Raw genomic sequence first — 16,350 nt, 5'->3', positions numbered from 1 at the left:
GGCTGAAAAAACAACCGGCCCTCAGGCCGTTCAGGGAATAAACCCATGTTTCAGAACCGGGCCGAAGCGCTGGCGCTTGCCTTGCCCGCCGCAATTTTCGCGGCGGCGGTCTTTCTTGTGCCGGTCTTCATCCTGCTGTCGGAGGGCTTTCGCACCGCCGATGGCTGGACATTGTCGGCTTACGCCGATTTCTTCACCGATCCGCTGAACCAGACGGTTTTCCTGCGCACCCTGAAGCTCGGCGCGCTTGTCACCATCGTCTCGGCGGTGGTGGGTTATGCGGCGGCCTTCGCCATCGTCAACCTGTCGCAGGGCGCGAAGGGGCACGTCGTCAATCTGGTCGTGCTGCCGCTGATGATTTCGCCGGTCGCCCGCACTTATGCGTGGATCGTCATTCTGGGTCGAACCGGCATCGTCAATCAGGCGCTGCAGGCCGTCGGCCTCAGCGACGGGCCGATCCGTATCCTGTTTTCCGAAACGGCCGTCTTCATCGGTCTTCTGCAATTGTTCCTGCCGCTGATGATCATCTCGCTCATCAGCGCGCTTGAGAATATGCCTAAGGATACGATTGCGGCTGCCCGCGTTCTCGGCGCAAGCTGGCTGCAGGTGTTCTGGAAGGTCATCCTGCCGCTCACCAAAGAAGGGCTGGTCGTCGGCGGCACGCTGGTCTTCACCGGTTCGCTCACGGCCTATATCACGCCCGCCATTCTCGGCGGCTCGAAGGTGCTGATGCTGGAAACCCTGCTTTACCAGCAGGTGACGGTCTCCAACAATTTCGTCTCCGCAAGCGTCATCGCCTTCATCCTGATCGTCATGAGCTTTGCCGCCAATATCCTGCTGAAGCGCATCGCCACCGCAAGGAACAAGAAATGACCCGGCAGCTCTTCATTCCGCTCACACTTCTGCTTGTCGTCGGTTTCCTGATCGGGCCGTTCCTCATCATCGTCGCCGCCTCATTTTCGGCCGGCGATACGCTCGCCTTTCCGCCGCAGGGCTTTTCGCTGAAGTGGATCGCCAAGGTCTTCACCGTCGAAAGCTTCCGCGAAAGTTTCGCGATGTCGATGTTCCTTGCCATCGGCGGCACGTTCACGGCGCTCATCCTCGGCATTCCCGCCTCCTACGCCATGTCGCGATACAAGCTGCCTTTTGCCGAGACAGTCCGCACCATCGTCTCCGCGCCGATTATCGTGCCCGGCATCATCGTCGGTCTGGCGCTGCTGCGTTACTTCGTCGTGCCTTTCGGCATCGGCATCACGCTTGCTTTGTTTCTCGCCCACACCGCGCTCATCCTGCCCTATGCGGTGCGGGTGGTGTCGGCCAGCCTCAACAATCTGCGTTCCGATATCGAGGAGGCGGCGGTGCTGCTCGGCTCGTCGCGGGTCGGCGCGTTTTTCCGGGTGGTGCTGCCGAATATTCGCGGCGGCATTCTCTCCGCCTTCATTCTCGGTTTCGTGACGAGCTTCAACCAGGTGCCGGTGTCGCTGTTCCTGTCCGGCCCCGGCGTGCGCACGCTGCCCATCGACATGCTGGGTTACATGGAAATCGTCTTCGATCCTTCCGTGGCCGCACTCTCCTCGCTGCTCGCCTTCCTTTCCATCGGCATCGTCTTCATGGCCGAACGTTTTCTGGGGTTCTCCCGTTATGTCTGACGCAAATTACCTTTCGCTCCAAAAAGTCTCGCTCGCCTATGGCGGCAATGTCGCCGTCAAGGACCTCGATCTCGATATCCGCAAGGGCGAGCTGCTCGCGCTTCTGGGACCATCAGGCTGCGGCAAGACCACCACCATGCGCGCCATTGCCGGGCTGATGCCGGTGGCGGGCGGGCGCATCGATCTCGACGGGGCCGATATTACGCGGGTCGCGGCCAACAAGCGCGCCGTCGGTCTGGTGTTCCAGTCTTACGCACTTTTCCCGCATCTGACGGTCTATGAAAACGTCGCCTTCGGCCTGAAACTCAAGGGCATGAGCGGCAAGGCGCTGGAGGACAAGGTTGCCTCCGGCCTGAAATCGGTGGGCTTGTCCAGTTTCGCCTCGCGAAAGCCGGCGGAGCTTTCCGGCGGCCAGCAGCAGCGCGTGGCGCTGGCGCGCTCCATGGTCATGGAGCCGAAGGTGCTCCTGCTCGATGAGCCGCTCTCCAACCTTGACGCCCGCCTGCGGCTTGAAATGCGCACCGAATTGCAGCGCGTACAGAAGGAGACCGGCGTGACGATGATCTTCGTCACCCATGACCAGATCGAGGCTCTGGCGCTCGCCGACCGCATTGTCGTCATGAAGGGCGGCAAGATCGAGCAGATCGGTACGCCGGAAGACATCTACAACGCGCCGGTTTCGTCCTTCGTGGCGGATTTCGTCGGCTTTGAAAACATCTTCGCGCTGGAAGGTGGCGCGCTCAAAACCGCAAACGGCACAACACCGCTTCCCGGACCAGTCCTTTCAGCATCCGGACTGGCCTGGCGGCCGCGCATGGTCACCCTCGGTTCAGGTCCTTTCCAGGGAACCGTGCGCGGCACCTCCTTTGCCGGCAACAGCCGCGAATATCTGCTCGATACGCCGCTCGGCCCCATCAAGGCGGAAACGGACGCCGCCCTGACCTCCCACGCAATCGGCGATACGCTCGCCTTCGACCTGCCGGTCGAAAAGGCGGCGAGCCTCAAGGTGTTCAACTGACCATGGGTGTATGGATCGATACCGATATGGGCTTTGACGATATCGCCGCCATCATGGTGGTGCAATCGGCAGGCCTTGCCATTGAGGGCATTTCGCTGGTCTTCGGCAATGCAACGCTTCAGGCGGTTTTCCGCAATGCCGCCGGAGCGGTCTCAGCCTTCGGCTGGTCGATGCCGATCCATCAGGGTCGCGCCATGCCGGTGCTTGCCGCGCTCGAAACCGCGCAATGCATTCTGGGCGATAACGGTATTCCGACCGTCGGCCAAAGCCTGCCGGATGCGCCGGCCTTGCCGAACAGCGATGCCTTTGCCGCACTCTGCGGCTGGCTGGAGGGCCCCGGCGAGAAGCGCATTCTTGCACTCGGACCGCTCACCAATATTGCCGCCCTGTGCCTTGCCCGGCCCGATCTTGCCGCCAGAATTTCCGATCTCACCTGGATGGGTGGCGGCGTGACCAGCGGCAACCACACGGCCTCGGCGGAATTCAACGCCTTTGCCGATCCCGAAGCCCTGGCCATCGTGCTGTCGCACGGTCTGCCGCTGCGCATGGTCGATCTGGACGCCTGCCGCAAGGTTACCGCCTCGCCGGCCGATGTGCTGCCGATCCGCAATGCCGGCGGCAAGAATGCCGGGCTGATCGCCGATCTGCTGGAAGGTTTCATAGGCATCGCCACCAGCCGTGGCAGAGCCGCCATGGCGCTTTACGATCCCGTGGCCGCCGTCGCCTTTACCTCCGGTCTCATCGGCTGGCGTCATGCGCGGATCGATGTCGAGCTTCAGGCGACGCTGACGCGCGGGCGAACCGTGGTCGAGACGCGCGCTCAGAAAGCGAAAGCCTTCAACGCGCATTTCGCCGAAACGGTGGATGCCGAAGGTGCGAAGACGGCGATTCTCGAGGCGCTGCGCCGGGAGGCCGCCCGATGAACGCGAACTCTCCAACACGCGAGCCAACCGATCTCACCGATGATGCGCTGCGCAGCCGCGCGGTCGCCGCCGCACGCGGCGATGCGCCTTTCGATGTTCTCATCACCGGCGGAACATTGGTGGATGTGGTGACGGGAGAGCTTCGCGCTGCCGATATCGGCATCGTCGGCGCTCTGATCGCCAGCGTGCACGAGCGGGCAAGCCGCAGCGACGCTGCACGGATCATCGATGCGGCAAGCGCCTTTGTCTCGCCGGGCCTCATCGATACACATATGCATATCGAAAGTTCGATGGTCACACCGGCCGCCTATGCGGCGGCGGTGGTCGCACGTGGCGTCACCACCATCGTCTGGGATCCGCATGAATTCGGCAACGTGCATGGTGTGGAAGGGGTGCGCTGGGCGGCGAAATCCATCGAAAACCTGCCCCTGCGCGCCATTCTGCTCGCGCCCTCCTGCGTGCCTTCCGCACCGGGGCTGGAGCGCGGCGGGGCGGATTTCGACGCTGCCATTCTCGCCGATATCCTGTCATGGCCGCAGGTCGGCGGTGTCGCGGAAATCATGAACATGCGCGGCGTCATCGAGCGCGATCCGCGCATGAGCGGCATCGTGCAGGCCGGGCTTGCCTCGGAAAAGCTGGTCTGCGGCCATGCACGCGGCCTGAAAGATGCCGATCTCAACGCCTTCATGGCGGCGGGCGTTTCTTCCGATCACGAGCTGGTCTCGGGCGAAGACCTGATGGCGAAACTGCGAGCTGGGCTCACCATCGAGCTGCGCGGCTCGCACGATCACCTGCTGCCGGAATTCGTGGAAGCGCTGAATGCGCTCGGCCACCTGCCGCAGACGGTGACGCTCTGCACCGACGACGTCTTCCCTGACGATCTGCTGCGGGGCGGTGGGCTTGACGATGTGGTGCGCCGCCTTGTCCGTTATGGCCTGAAGCCCGAATGGGCGCTGCGCGCTGCAACACTCAATGCCGCGCAAAGGCTCGGCCGTGCCGATCTCGGCCTCATCGCCGCCGGCCGTCGCGCCGATATCGTCGTCTTCGAGGATTTGAGCGGTTTTGCCGCCCGCCACGTTCTGGCCGGGGGCAGGGCGGTTGCGGAAGGCGGACATATGCTCGTCGACGTTCCGGCCTGCGATGCGGCGGCGCTCGAAGGCTCGATGAAACTGCCGCTGCGCGCAGCCGATGATTTCCGGGTTGCTTGTGAGGGCGCGAGGGTGCGCCTCGCCACCATCGACCGCCCGCGCTTCACGCAATGGGGCGAGGTGGAAGCCGAGGTGAAGGACGGTTTTGTCGTTCCGCCCGAAGGTGCGACGATGATTTCCGTCACCCACCGCCACGGCATCGCCGAGCCGATCACCAGAACCGGATTCCTTACGGGCTGGGGAAACTGGACCGGCGCCTTCGCCACCACCGTCTCGCATGACAGCCACAACCTCACGGTTTTTGGTGGCAATGCCGAGGACATGGCGCTGGCCGCCAATGCGGTGATAAAGGCGGGCGGCGGCATGGCCGTTGCCTCGGAGGGCAAGGTCACCGCGCTTCTCCCGCTGCCGCTTTCCGGCCTCGTTTCCGATGCCCCGCTTGAAGACGTGGCAAAGGCTTTCGAAGAATTGCGCGAAGCCGTCGGCAGGGTGGTGAAATGGCAGCCGCCCTATCTCGTCTTCAAGGCCTGCTTCGGCGCCACGCTCGCCTGCAATATCGGCCCGCACCAGACGGATATGGGCATTGCCGATGTGTTGACGGGCAGGGTGATGGAAAGCCCGGTGATTGCCGTTCTCGAATAGCGGCGGCCCGCATCTGCGGGCTGCGGTTTATTCGACCGCGGGCACGTCAGGCGTCTGTGTTTCGCGCGCGGCAATGCGCGCCGCCAACACGAAATTCTTCACCACCGGCGATGTCGTTCCGCGCCGATAGGCGAGCGATATGGAAAGCCGCGGCGGCGGGCCGCTGGAGGGTAATAGGACGATGTTCTGCATTTTGACCTGCGCGACCGATTCCGGCAGGAGGGAAACCCCGAGTTCGGCCGCGACCAGCGACAATATCGAGGCGATTTGCGGTGCCGCCGGCCCGAGGCGCGGCGTGAAACCGGCCTCCTGGCAGGCTTTTATCGATGCATCGTGAAGGCTGGTGCCGACGCTGCGTGGCGTCAGAATGAAAGGGTCGTCGCGCAATTCCATCAGGTCTATGGCGGTGCCGCGCCGCGCGAGCGGATGGGATGCAGGCAGGGCGACCAGAAGCGGTTCGTCAGTGAGCACTTCTTCGAGCAATGTATCGGGATCGGATTGAGAAGGGCGCAAAAGCGCCACGTCCAGCCGATCCTCGAGCAGGGCCGGTGTCAGTGCCAGGGCGGCTGCCTCCATCACCTGAAGCTCCACGTCGGGATATTGGCGTCTGTAGGTGCGGATGCAGGCCGGAACCAGAGGGTTGAGCGCCGCCGTGCCGGTGACGCCTATTCTCAGAATGCCGGTTTCACCGGCCGCCGCCCTGCGGGCGAGCCGGACACCTTCACCCACCTGATGCGGAATATGGGTCACCGCAGCACGAAAGGCATGGCCCGCCGGTGTGAGTTACGCACCATGCGCAAGACGCCGGAATAGCCGCACGCCGATTTCCTGTTCCAGAACCTTTATCTGCTGGCTGAGCGGCGGCTGCGCGATTCCCAGATGTTCTGCCGCCCGCGTAAAACTGCCCTCATTGGCGATAGCCAGAAAATAACGGATGTGCCTGAGTTCCATGATATTAGATCCAGATATGATGGGAACGCTTTCCATATATTAGAATGAAAGATGGAGCTGCGCTATAGCTGGGAGCGAAAGGGACAAACCCGATGCGCCAGCTCAAAAAACAGGATTTCACCCCGCCGATTGTCATGACGGAGGAGCCGCTGGATGTGCTCTGGATACGGCAGGGAAGCCGTCAGTTTCGCCGGGCGAGCTGGGCGCTTTTCCTTGCGGGCTTCGCCAGCTTTTCGCTGATCTATTGCGTACAGCCGCTCTTGCCGGAATTTCCGGCGGAATTCGGCATCAATCCTGCAACTGCATCGCTGGCCCTGTCGCTGACGACGGGAACGCTTGCCTTCGCCATTCTTCTCAGCGGGGCCTTTGCCCAACTCTTCACCCGCCGAAATCTGATGTTCGTTTCGATGATGCTGGCAGCCATCGCCAATATCATTGCGGCAAGCACGCAAGGCTGGGCATGGCTGCTTGCCGCCCGCGCGCTGGAAGGGTTCGTGCTCGGCGGCGTTCCGGCCGTCGCCATGGCTTATCTTGCCGAGGAGATCGAACCTTCCAGTCTCGGCAAGGCGATGGGGCTTTATGTCGGCGGCACGGCCTTCGGCTCCATGGCGGGGCGTGTAGGCATGGGGCTTGTGTCCGCCTATACCTCCTGGCAGGTGGCAATGTATGCGCTGGGGGCGGTCTGCATCCTCGCGGCCATCGGCTTCCTGCTGCTGCTTCCGCCTTCGCGGAATTTCCGGCCGCAGCACATGCCGCTTAAAAATCATCTGAGAATATGGGCGCAACATCTTGGAAACCCGGAACTTCGGCGGTTCTATTTCCTCGGCGCGATGCTGACGAGCGTGTTCACCACCGTTTTCAACTATTGCGCCTTTCGCCTCGTCGCGCCGCCTTACGAATTGGGCCGCACGGCCGTCAGCATGATTTTCCTGACCTTTGCCCTGGGTATCGTCGCGTCCTCTTATGGCGGCGCGCTGGTCGACCGATTCAGCCGGCGGATCATGCTGGTGGTTGCCTTTTCCACCATTCTTGCCGGTATCCTGCTCACATTCGCCTCAAGCATCATCCTCATCGTGGCGGGGATTGCGGCGATAACCATCGGATTTTTCATCGGGCATTCGGCTGCCAGCAGCGGAGTGGGCGCGAATGCGGGCGCCGCCAAAAGCCATGCTTCCGCGCTTTATCTGCTGTTTTATTATTGCGGAGCGAGCATTACCGGCTGGGTCGGCGGCTGGTTCTGGATCCATGCCGGCTGGCCCGGCATCATGGCCATTACCGCCGGCTGCGCGTTTGCCGGAATTTTAGCCAGCCTCGCTCGCCCGGGCGCGCGGCGCGCCTGAGCGGCCATCGCGCCGGCCGGGGCGTCACTCCGCCGCGAGTTCCTGCTCCACCAGCGTCGCCCAGAACGCCACACCCGGCACGATGGCCGCATCGTTGAAGTCGTAGGAGGTGTTGTGGTGCAGCGCGCCATCCACCGCCGGGCCGTTGCCCAGCCAGACATAGCAGCCGGGCGCTTCGCCTGCGAAGAAGGCGAAATCGTCGCCGGCGGTCGAGGGTGGGAAGGCGTTGCGGGTTTTGTTGCCGAAGACGGTTCTTGCGGCGCGCAGCGCCCGTTTCGTTGCATCCGCCTCGTTGATGACGGGTGGAATCCGGCGGATGAATTCGTAATGCGCCTCGATGGCGAACATCGCCGCCGTGCCCTTCGCCAGCCTGCCGATTTCCGCTTCGAGCTGGTCGCGCACGTCAGCCGCATAAGCGCGCGCCGTGCCGCCGATTTCGACGAGATCGGGAATGACGTTGAGCGCCTTCGGGTCGCCCGCCTGCACCGAACAGGCGCTGACCACGGCGGGTTGCAGCGGATCGACGACGCGGCCGACGATGGTTTGCAGCGAGGCGAGGAAGGCGCCCGCCGCCGTCACCGGATCGCGGCCGAGATGCGGCTTGGCGCCATGGGTGCCGATGCCCTTGAAGGTCACGCGCCAGCTGTCGGAAGAGGCAAGCTGCGGGCCTTCCACAACTGCCATTTCATCGATGCCGAGCCCCGGCATATTGTGTAGGCCATAGACTGCATCGCAGGGGAACAGCGAGAAAAGCCCGTCCTCAACCATTTTTTTCGCGCCGCCGCGGCCTTCTTCGGCCGGCTGGAAGATGAAATGAACGGTGCCGGAAAAATCGCGGGTCTTTGCGAGGTAACGCGCAGCACCCAGCAGCATGGCGGTGTGGCCGTCATGGCCGCAGGCATGCATCTTGCCGGGAAATTTCGATTTATAGGGTCGGTCGGGCACTTCCGGCATGGCAAGCGCATCCATGTCGGCGCGCAGGCCGATGCTGCGGGTGCCGTTGCCCACCTGCAGCGTGGCGACCACGCCGGTGCCGCCGAGACCGCGATGCACCTTCAGCCCGGCACGCTCGAGAAGATCGGCGACGATGGCGCTGGTTCTTTCCTCTTCGAAACCCAGTTCGGGATGCGCGTGCAGGTCGTGGCGAAGCTCCGTCAGGAATGGCAGGTCCTCGCCTATGCGGTCCAGCAGTCTCATGGGCAGCTTGTCCTTGAATATGGGAAAAACCCGCGTCATAGGTGGGTTCATCCGAATGCCTGTTGCTTTTTTCTCTTCTAACGGAAAAAGCCAATGAAATGAACCCGCAGCGTCTCTGTGGTTGCTAAAATGACTAATCTGCCGAACGGAATTGGCGTGGCTGAAAACCGCCTCCGCCTTGCGCCATCCCGGTTCTGAAAGGAAAAAACCGATGCCGTCATCCGCATCGCCTGCCGCCCATTCCCCCGCCGCGCCGCATGAGTTCTGGCAGGAGATCCATCCGCGCCGCAGCTTCGAAACGGCAGGCCCGCATTCCGCCTTCTTTCCGGCGGCGCTGGATGACGGAAGGCAGATATGCCTGCCGATAAGGCCGCTGGCGGATGGCGAACATGCGCTGGCCTCGCTCATCGTCAATCAGGCCTCTTTTGAGGTGCTCGAGGCGCTGGCGGCCGATCTCGCCGCACAGCTTCTTCCCTTCAAGCCGGATGTCGTCATCGGCCTGCCGACGCTGGGGCTGACGCTCGCCGCCGCCGTTGCCCGGCATCTCGGCCATTCCCGTTACGTGCCGCTCGGCACCTCGCGCAAATTCTGGTATCTGGAGGAATTGTCGGTGCCGATGTCCTCCATCACCACAAGGCAGGAAAAACGGCTCTATATCGATCCGCGCATGCTGCCGCTCATCGAGAACCGGCGGGTGGCGCTGGTGGATGATGTGATCTCCAGCGGCAGCTCCATCATATCGGGTCTTTCGCTTCTCGCCGCCTCCGGCATCCGGCCCGCCGTCATCGGCGCGGCCATGCTGCAATCGGATCGCTGGCGGGAAAAAATCGCGGCTTTCGGGCCGGAATGGCCGGAGCGGGTTAGGGGTGTTTTTTCAACGCCGCTGCTCACGAAAGCGGAAGGCGGCTGGCGCGCCTGACGAAGCGCAAATTCCGGCAAAAGGCAAGTGGTGATAATTTCACCGCTGCCTAATTTGTGTCTTGCGAAGCTCGAAGAGATCGTCCTAAGATCGCCTCCGACAGACAATAGCGGTCGGCGAACAATGCGCCGGTTTGCTTTCGCGCGGTGTCATCCCGGCGTCTGCCCGCCCCCGTTTTGTTCTTTCCGATGACTGGAATTTCTTCCCATGCACGCAGTGTTCGACGGTCATAATGATGTGCTGCTTCGGTTGTGGCGCAACAGCAAGGCCGGTGCCGATCCGGTGGCCGAATTCAGGAACGGCACACGCGAAGGCCATATAGATGGGCCCCGCGCAAGGGCAGGCGGCCTCGGCGGCGGCATCTGTGCGATCTATATTCCCTCCGGCGATCTCATCCTGCAGGAACCGGATGAAAGCGGCCATTACAACACGCCGCTCGCCTCCCCACTGGAGCGCCAGCCTTCGCTCGATATCGCCATGGAAAAGGCGGCGATTGCGCTGAGGCTGGATCGCGCCGGCGCGTGGCGGCTTTGCCGCTCCACGGCCGATATCCGCAAGGCCTTTGCCGAGGACATCTTCGCCGCCGTGCTGCACATGGAAGGCTGCGAGGCGATCGGGGCCGATCTCGATGCGCTGGAGGTGTTTTACGCCGCCGGCCTGCGCTCGCTCGGCCCGGTCTGGAGCCGGCACAATATCTTCGGCCATGGCGTTCCGTTCTCTTATCCCATGTCTCCCGATACGGCGCCCGGCCTCACCGACGCCGGTTTTGCGCTGGTGAAGGAATGCAACAGGCTCGGCATTCTCATCGATCTCGCGCATATCACGGAAAAAGGCTTCTGGGATGTGGCGAAGACCACCAACCAGCCGCTGATCGCCAGCCATTCCAACGCGCACGCGCTCACCCCCGTGGCCCGCAATCTCACAGACAGGCAGATGGACGCCATCAAGGAAAGCGGCGGGCTGGTGGGTCTCAATTACGCGGTGACCATGCTCAGGGCCGATGCGCGCGACATTGCCGATACGCCGCTTTCCGACATGGTGCGCCATATCGATTACATGGTGGAGCGCATGGGCGTCGATTGCGTGGCGCTGGGATCGGACTTCGACGGCGCGACGATACCCGTCGGCGTTGCCGATGCGAGCGGCAATCACAATCTGGTTGCGGCGCTGAAATCGGCGGGCTACGGTGATGGAGAACTTGCTAAAATATGCCGGGAAAACTGGCTGCGTGTTTTGTCTCAGGCCTGGCACGAGGCGGCCTGAGAAGAGCTGAAGCGAACCAAATCAAGCTTATAACAAAAGGGGAGATCTTATGATCAAATCGCTCAACAAATCCATGCGTATTCTCAGCACCAGCGCCGCTTTGTCGCTGATGATGCTGGCGGCGCCGCAGGCTTTTGCCGCAACGCCGGCCGATACGCTGGTCGAAGGTTTCGCCATCGACGACATCATCACGCTCGATCCGGGCGAGGCTTTCGAACTCTCCGCTGCCGAAGTGACCGGCAATACCTACAGCAAGCTGGTTTCCATCGATCTTAACGACACGTCCAAGGTTATCGGCGATCTGGCCGAAAGCTGGACGACCTCCGACGATGGCCTGACCTATACGTTCAAGCTGAAATCCGGCCTGAAATTCGCCTCCGGCAATCCGGTCACGGCTGATGACGTCGCCTTCTCCTTCGAACGCGCCGTGAAGCTCGACAAGTCCCCGGCATTCCTGCTGACGCAGTTCGGTCTCAGCGGTGACAACGTCACCGAAAAGGCGAAGGCTGCGGATGCGAACACCTTCGTTCTGACGGTCGACAAGCCCTATGCGCCGAGCTTCGTGCTGAACGTGCTCACCGCAACCGTCGCTTCGGTGGTCGACAAGAAGCTCATCGCCGAAAAGGCTAAGTCCGTGACGCCGAGCGCCGATTACAAATACGACACCGATTTCGGCAACGAGTTCCTGAAGACGGGTTATGCCGGTTCCGGCCCCTACAAGATCCTTGGCTGGAAGGCCAACGAAGCCGTTATTCTGGAAGCCAACCCGAATTATTACGGCGAGAAGCCGAAGCTGAAGCGCGTCGTCTATCGCCACATGAAGGAAAGCTCCGGCCAGCGCCTGGCGCTTGAGAACGGCGATATCGATGTGGCCCGCAACCTCGAGCCGGGCGACATGGAAGCCGTTTCCAAGAAGGAAGGCCTTGCCGTCACCTCCGCGCCGAAGGGCACCGTCTATTATTTCAGCCTCAACCAGAAGAACGAGAACCTGAAGAAGCCCGAGGTCATCGAAGCCTTCAAATATCTGGTCGATTACGACGCCATCGGCGCGACGATCATCAAGGGCATCGGCGAAGTTCACCAGACCTTCCTGCCGAAGGGCCAGCTCGGCGCGCTTGACGAGAACCCCTACAAGCTCGACGTCGCCAAGGCGAAGGAGCTTCTGGCCAAGGCCGGCCTGAAGGACGGCTTTACCGTGTCCATGGATGTGCGCAACACCCAGCCGGTGACCGGTATTGCCGAAAGCGTGCAGCAGACGCTGGCGCAGGCCGGCATCAAGCTGGAAATCATCCCCGGCGACGGCAAGCAGACGCTGACCAAATATCGCGCCCGCACGCATGATATCTACATTGGCCAGTGGGGTTCGGACTATTTCGACCCGAACTCGAATGCGGAAACCTTCACCATCAACTACGACAATTCCGACGAGGGCAAGAACAAGACGCTCGCCTGGCGCAATGCCTGGGACGTTCCTGACCTGACCAAGGAAACCCAGTCGGCGCTTCTGGAGAAGGACAGCGCCAAGCGCGCCGCCATCTATGAAAACCTGCAGAAGGAAGTTCTGGCGAAGGGTCCCTTCGTCATCATCTTCCAGCAGACGGAAGTGGCGGGATATTCCGCCAAGCTGAAGGGCCTGAAGCTCGGACCGAGCTTCGACACTAACTTCGTCTACACCATTTCCAAGGAATGATCCGGAAGGATCGGTCTCTTGAGCATGGTTGAAAGCAACAGCAGGGCGAGGCACGGCAAACGCCGTGCCAATGCCCGCGTGAAAGCCGTTCTCGGCTTCGCCGTCACCGTCATCACCACCTTTCTGGGGCTGATGGCGGTCACATTCTTCATTGGCCGCGTCGTGCCGATCGATCCTGCGCTGGCGATCGTCGGCGACCGTGCGCCTGCGCATGTGGTCGAGCGGGTGCGTGAGCAGCTCGGCCTCAACCTGCCGCTCTGGCAGCAGTTCTTCCTTTATCTGAAACAGGCGCTATCGGGCGATTTCGGCACCTCCGTCCTCACCACCAATCCGGTGATGGAGGATATCAAGCGGGTATTTCCGGCGACGATAGAACTCGCCACGCTCGGCACCATCATCGGCGCCGTCTTCGGCATTCCGCTTGGCGTGCTTGCCGCCGTCAAGCGCGGCAGCTTTGCCGACCAGGTGGTGCGCGTCATCGGCCTCATCGGTTATTCGGTGCCGATCTTCTGGCTCGGCCTTCTGGCGCTGCTGGTGTTTTACGCCCGGCTGCAATGGGTGGCTTATCCCGGCCGCATGGATATCGTTTATGAATTCACCTTCACGCCGGTCACGGGCTTCTTCCTGATCGACGCGATCTGGCAGCGGCAATGGGACGTGTTGTGGGATCTCTTCCGCCACATCATCCTGCCCGCCTGTCTGCTCGGCTATTTTTCGCTGGCCTATATCAGCCGCATGACGCGCTCCTTCATGCTGAACGAGCTTAGCCAGGAATATATCGTCGCGGCCCGCGCCAAGGGGCTTTCGGAAACACGCATCATCTGGTTCCACGCGCTGCGCAACGCCGCCGTGCCGCTGGTGACCGTGATTGCGCTCTCCTATGCCGGTCTGCTGGAAGGTTCGGTGCTCACCGAAACCATCTTCGCCTGGCCGGGGCTTGGCCTCTACATCACCAATTCCCTGCAGAATGCGGATATGAATGCCGTTCTCGGCGGCACGATCGTGATCGGCGCCATCTTCGTCGGCATCAATCTCTTCTCCGATCTGCTTTACCGGACGCTCGATCCAAGGACGCGCAGCCGATGACCCTTTCGACCGATACGATCAAACCCTATAGCCGCGAATGGCTGCTCTCCGACCGGCCGGCCTCGCGCAGGCAGGCGCGGCTTGGCCGCGCCTATGTCATCTGGCGGCGCTTTTCGGAAAACCGTCTGGCGCTGCTTGGGCTGGCCATCATCATCGCGCTGCTGTTCGTGGCGCTGTTTGCCGATGTTCTGGCCCCGCATAACCCGGTGCAGGGCGATCTGCGCAATGCCCGGCTTTTGCCGCCCGGCACGGAAGGTTATCTGCTTGGCACCGACGATCAGGGCCGCGATATTCTCTCGCGCCTCATTCACGGTTCGCGGCTGACGCTGTTCGTAGTTCTGCTGGTCGCCATCATCGCAGCCCCCGTCGGCCTCATCGTCGGCACGGTTTCCGGTTATGCCGGCGGCTGGGTGGATGCGGTCCTGATGCGCATCACCGATATTTTCCTTGCCTTTCCGAAGCTCGTTCTGGCGCTGGCGCTGGTCGCGGCGCTTGGGCCGGGCATCGAAAACGCGGTGCTCGCCATCGCGCTCACCTCATGGCCGCCCTATGCGCGCATCGCGCGCGCCGAAACCATGACTTTCCGCAATTCCGATTTCATCGCCGCGGTCAAACTCATGGGCGCGTCGCCTTTCCGTATCGTGCTGAAGCACGTTATGCCGCTCTGCCTGTCGTCGCTCATCGTGCGCGTGACGCTGGATATGGCGGGCATCATCCTCACTGCCGCAGGCCTCGGCTTCCTCGGTCTCGGCGCACAGCCGCCGCTGCCGGAATGGGGCGCGATGATCGCTTCCGGCCGCCGCTTCATTCTCGATCAATGGTGGGTCGCGGCCATGCCCGGCGTGGCGATCCTCATCGTCAGCCTCGGTTTCAATCTCCTGGGCGACGGTCTGCGCGATGCGCTCGACCCCAAGGAGGCGGGCCAATGAGTGCGCCGCTTCTGACCGTAGAGAACCTGCGCGTGTCCTTTCCCACCCGCACCGGGCTGGTGGAGGCGGTGCGCGGCGTGTCCTTCACGCTCGGGCGCGAGCGTCTCGGCATCGTCGGCGAATCCGGTTCCGGCAAATCGCAGACCGGCCGCGCCATCATGGGGCTGACGCCGAAAAACGCGCGTATCGAGGCGGATGCGCTGCGCTTCGGCGATATCGACCTGCTCAAGGCGTCTGCAAAAGAGCGGCGGATCATGCGCGGCAAGCGCATGGCCATGATCCTGCAGGACCCGAAATATTCGCTGAACCCGGTCATGACCATCGGCCGCCAGATCATGGAAACCCTGCGCACCCACGAAAAGATCGGCGGCGGCGAGGCGCGCCAGCGCACGCTCGCCATGCTCGAAGCCGTGCAGATACGCGACCCAGAACGCGTGTTCGATCTTTACCCGCACGAGGTTTCGGGCGGCATGGGCCAGCGCGTCATGATTGCCATGATGCTGGTCTGCGGCCCGGAATTGCTGATTGCCGATGAGCCGACTTCGGCGCTCGATGTGACGGTTCAGCTGGAAGTGCTCGACATTCTCGACAAGCTGGTGCGCGACCGCGGTATGGGGCTGATCTTCGTCAGCCACGATCTGAGACTCGTCTCCTCTTTCTGCGACCGCGTCCTCGTCATGTATGCCGGCAAGGTGGTGGAGGAACTGTCCTCGGCCAATCTGAAAGAAGCGAAACATCCCTATACGCAGGGCCTGCTGAACTGCCTGCCGGAAATCGGCGGCCACCGGCATCCGCTGCCGGTTCTGGAACGCAAGCCGGAGTGGCGCGCATGAGTTCAGTTCTTTCCGTTCGCGACATGGTGGTCGATTTCGACGGTTACATCGCGCTCGACCGCGTCAGCATCGATGTGGCAAAGGGTGAATCTTTCGGCATCGTCGGCGAGTCCGGTTCCGGCAAGTCGACGCTGCTGCGCGCCATTGCCGGCCTCAACCATTTCGATGAGGGCTCCCTGATGGTGGCCGGACGCTCCTATGCCGGCAAGCGCCGCGACAAGAGCTTCTATAGCGACGTGCAGATGGTGTTCCAGGACCCCTATGGCTCGCTTCACCCGCGGCAAACGGTGGATGCGCTGCTGCTTGAGCCGCTGGTCATCCACGGTCTCGACAATCGCGAGCAGCGCATTGCCCGGGCATTGGACGAGGTGGGCCTCGGTTCCGGCTTCCGCTTCCGTTATTCGCACCAGCTTTCCGGCGGCCAGCGCCAGCGCATCGCCATTGCACGTGCGCTGATCGTTGAGCCGAAAATCCTGCTGCTGGATGAGCCGACTTCGGCGCTCGACGCCTCCATTCAGGCGGAAATCCTCAACCTGCTCGAACAGGCGCGCAAGGACCGCAATCTCACCTTCGTCATGGTCAGCCACGATCTCGGCGTCATCAGCCACATGTGCGATCGCCTTGCGGTGATGAAAAGCGGCAGGGTGGTGGAAATGCTGGAAGCCGAGGCGCTGGAAAGCCGGGAATTCAGCGCGGATTATACAAGGCAGCTGCTGGTGGCGAGCGAGGGCTTCAAGCGCGTTTGAGGTGCCGCTATAGTCG

16 protein-coding genes are annotated in these 16,350 nt (G+C 62.2%); 13 read left to right on the top strand and 3 right to left on the bottom strand.

Features of this window, described 5'->3' with window-relative positions:
• Positions 1–45 precede the first annotated feature (45 nt).
• The 5 genes from O3W47_RS01360 to O3W47_RS01340 are packed head-to-tail and all read left to right on the top strand — an operon-like array spanning position 46 to position 5,380.
• Positions 46–873 carry an ABC transporter permease gene (locus O3W47_RS01360; protein WP_078053248.1) on the top strand — a complete coding sequence of 276 codons (828 nt, stop codon included), beginning with the start codon at positions 46–48 and terminating at the stop codon, positions 871–873.
• Positions 870–1,649: an ABC transporter permease gene (locus O3W47_RS01355; RefSeq protein ID WP_125146475.1), complete on the top strand. Its 780-nt coding sequence runs from the start codon at positions 870–872 to the stop codon at positions 1,647–1,649. Before O3W47_RS01360 ends, O3W47_RS01355 begins: the two co-directional genes overlap by 4 nt.
• A complete protein-coding gene (locus O3W47_RS01350; protein ID WP_262532395.1) occupies positions 1,642–2,667 on the top strand; it encodes an ABC transporter ATP-binding protein in 1,026 nt (341 codons plus the stop codon). The genes O3W47_RS01355 and O3W47_RS01350 overlap by 8 nt, the downstream gene beginning before the upstream one ends.
• Before the next feature lie 2 nt (positions 2,668–2,669).
• Positions 2,670–3,590, top strand: coding sequence for a nucleoside hydrolase (locus tag O3W47_RS01345; RefSeq protein WP_269312754.1), 921 nt, complete (start codon positions 2,670–2,672; stop codon positions 3,588–3,590).
• Positions 3,587–5,380 (top strand): adenine deaminase, encoded by a 1,794-nt coding sequence (locus O3W47_RS01340; protein ID WP_269312753.1) that lies wholly within the window; start codon positions 3,587–3,589, stop codon positions 5,378–5,380. Before O3W47_RS01345 ends, O3W47_RS01340 begins: the two co-directional genes overlap by 4 nt.
• Positions 5,381–5,407: 27 nt before the next feature.
• Here O3W47_RS01340 and O3W47_RS01335 read toward each other — a convergent pair whose 3' ends face one another.
• Together O3W47_RS01335 and O3W47_RS25325 are read right to left on the bottom strand one after the other, a co-directional pair.
• Positions 5,408–6,130, bottom strand: a complete 723-nt coding sequence (locus O3W47_RS01335) for a LysR substrate-binding domain-containing protein (protein ID WP_269312752.1) — start codon at positions 6,128–6,130, stop codon at positions 5,408–5,410.
• Between the two features lie 33 nt (positions 6,131–6,163).
• The gene (locus O3W47_RS25325; RefSeq protein WP_269312751.1) at positions 6,164–6,331 is read right to left on the bottom strand and encodes a LysR family transcriptional regulator; all 168 of its coding nucleotides are present in this window, start codon (positions 6,329–6,331) and stop codon (positions 6,164–6,166) included.
• A gap of 92 nt (positions 6,332–6,423) precedes the next feature.
• Between O3W47_RS25325 and O3W47_RS01325 the strand changes: the two genes are divergently transcribed.
• Entirely contained in the window at positions 6,424–7,671 is a 1,248-nt protein-coding gene (locus tag O3W47_RS01325) for an MFS transporter (protein ID WP_269312750.1), read from the top strand.
• Positions 7,672–7,695: 24 nt separating this feature from the next.
• Here O3W47_RS01325 and O3W47_RS01320 read toward each other — a convergent pair whose 3' ends face one another.
• Positions 7,696–8,868 (bottom strand): M20 aminoacylase family protein, encoded by a 1,173-nt coding sequence (locus O3W47_RS01320; RefSeq protein WP_269312749.1) that lies wholly within the window; start codon positions 8,866–8,868, stop codon positions 7,696–7,698.
• 211 nt (positions 8,869–9,079) lie between these two features.
• Here O3W47_RS01320 and O3W47_RS01315 point away from each other — a divergent pair, with 211 nt between their 5' ends.
• The 7 genes from O3W47_RS01315 (at position 9,080) to O3W47_RS01285 (ending at position 16,334) form a co-directional block, all read left to right on the top strand.
• A complete protein-coding gene (locus O3W47_RS01315) occupies positions 9,080–9,787 on the top strand; it encodes a phosphoribosyltransferase (protein ID WP_137005549.1) in 708 nt (235 codons plus the stop codon).
• Between the two features lie 207 nt (positions 9,788–9,994).
• Complete coding sequence (locus tag O3W47_RS01310) at positions 9,995–11,050, top strand: dipeptidase (RefSeq protein WP_080820571.1); 1,056 nt, start codon at positions 9,995–9,997, stop codon at positions 11,048–11,050.
• Between the two features lie 49 nt (positions 11,051–11,099).
• Positions 11,100–12,740 (top strand): ABC transporter substrate-binding protein, encoded by a 1,641-nt coding sequence (locus O3W47_RS01305; RefSeq protein ID WP_135399613.1) that lies wholly within the window; start codon positions 11,100–11,102, stop codon positions 12,738–12,740.
• A gap of 18 nt (positions 12,741–12,758) precedes the next feature.
• Entirely contained in the window at positions 12,759–13,826 is a 1,068-nt protein-coding gene (locus O3W47_RS01300) for an ABC transporter permease (RefSeq protein ID WP_080820577.1), read from the top strand.
• A complete protein-coding gene (locus O3W47_RS01295; RefSeq protein ID WP_065655287.1) occupies positions 13,823–14,755 on the top strand; it encodes an ABC transporter permease in 933 nt (310 codons plus the stop codon). Before O3W47_RS01300 ends, O3W47_RS01295 begins: the two co-directional genes overlap by 4 nt.
• Complete coding sequence (locus O3W47_RS01290) at positions 14,752–15,588, top strand: ABC transporter ATP-binding protein (protein WP_262532411.1); 837 nt, start codon at positions 14,752–14,754, stop codon at positions 15,586–15,588. Before O3W47_RS01295 ends, O3W47_RS01290 begins: the two co-directional genes overlap by 4 nt.
• Complete coding sequence (locus O3W47_RS01285) at positions 15,585–16,334, top strand: ABC transporter ATP-binding protein (RefSeq protein ID WP_269312748.1); 750 nt, start codon at positions 15,585–15,587, stop codon at positions 16,332–16,334. Before O3W47_RS01290 ends, O3W47_RS01285 begins: the two co-directional genes overlap by 4 nt.
• The last annotated feature ends 16 nt before the right edge of the window (positions 16,335–16,350 follow it).

This window comes from Agrobacterium sp. LMR679 (genome assembly GCF_027157905.1).
In the GTDB taxonomy this organism is placed as follows: domain Bacteria; phylum Pseudomonadota; class Alphaproteobacteria; order Rhizobiales; family Rhizobiaceae; genus Agrobacterium; species Agrobacterium leguminum.
Note: the sequence above shows the minus strand (reverse complement) of the source record. Positions and strands in the feature narration are given on the sequence as shown.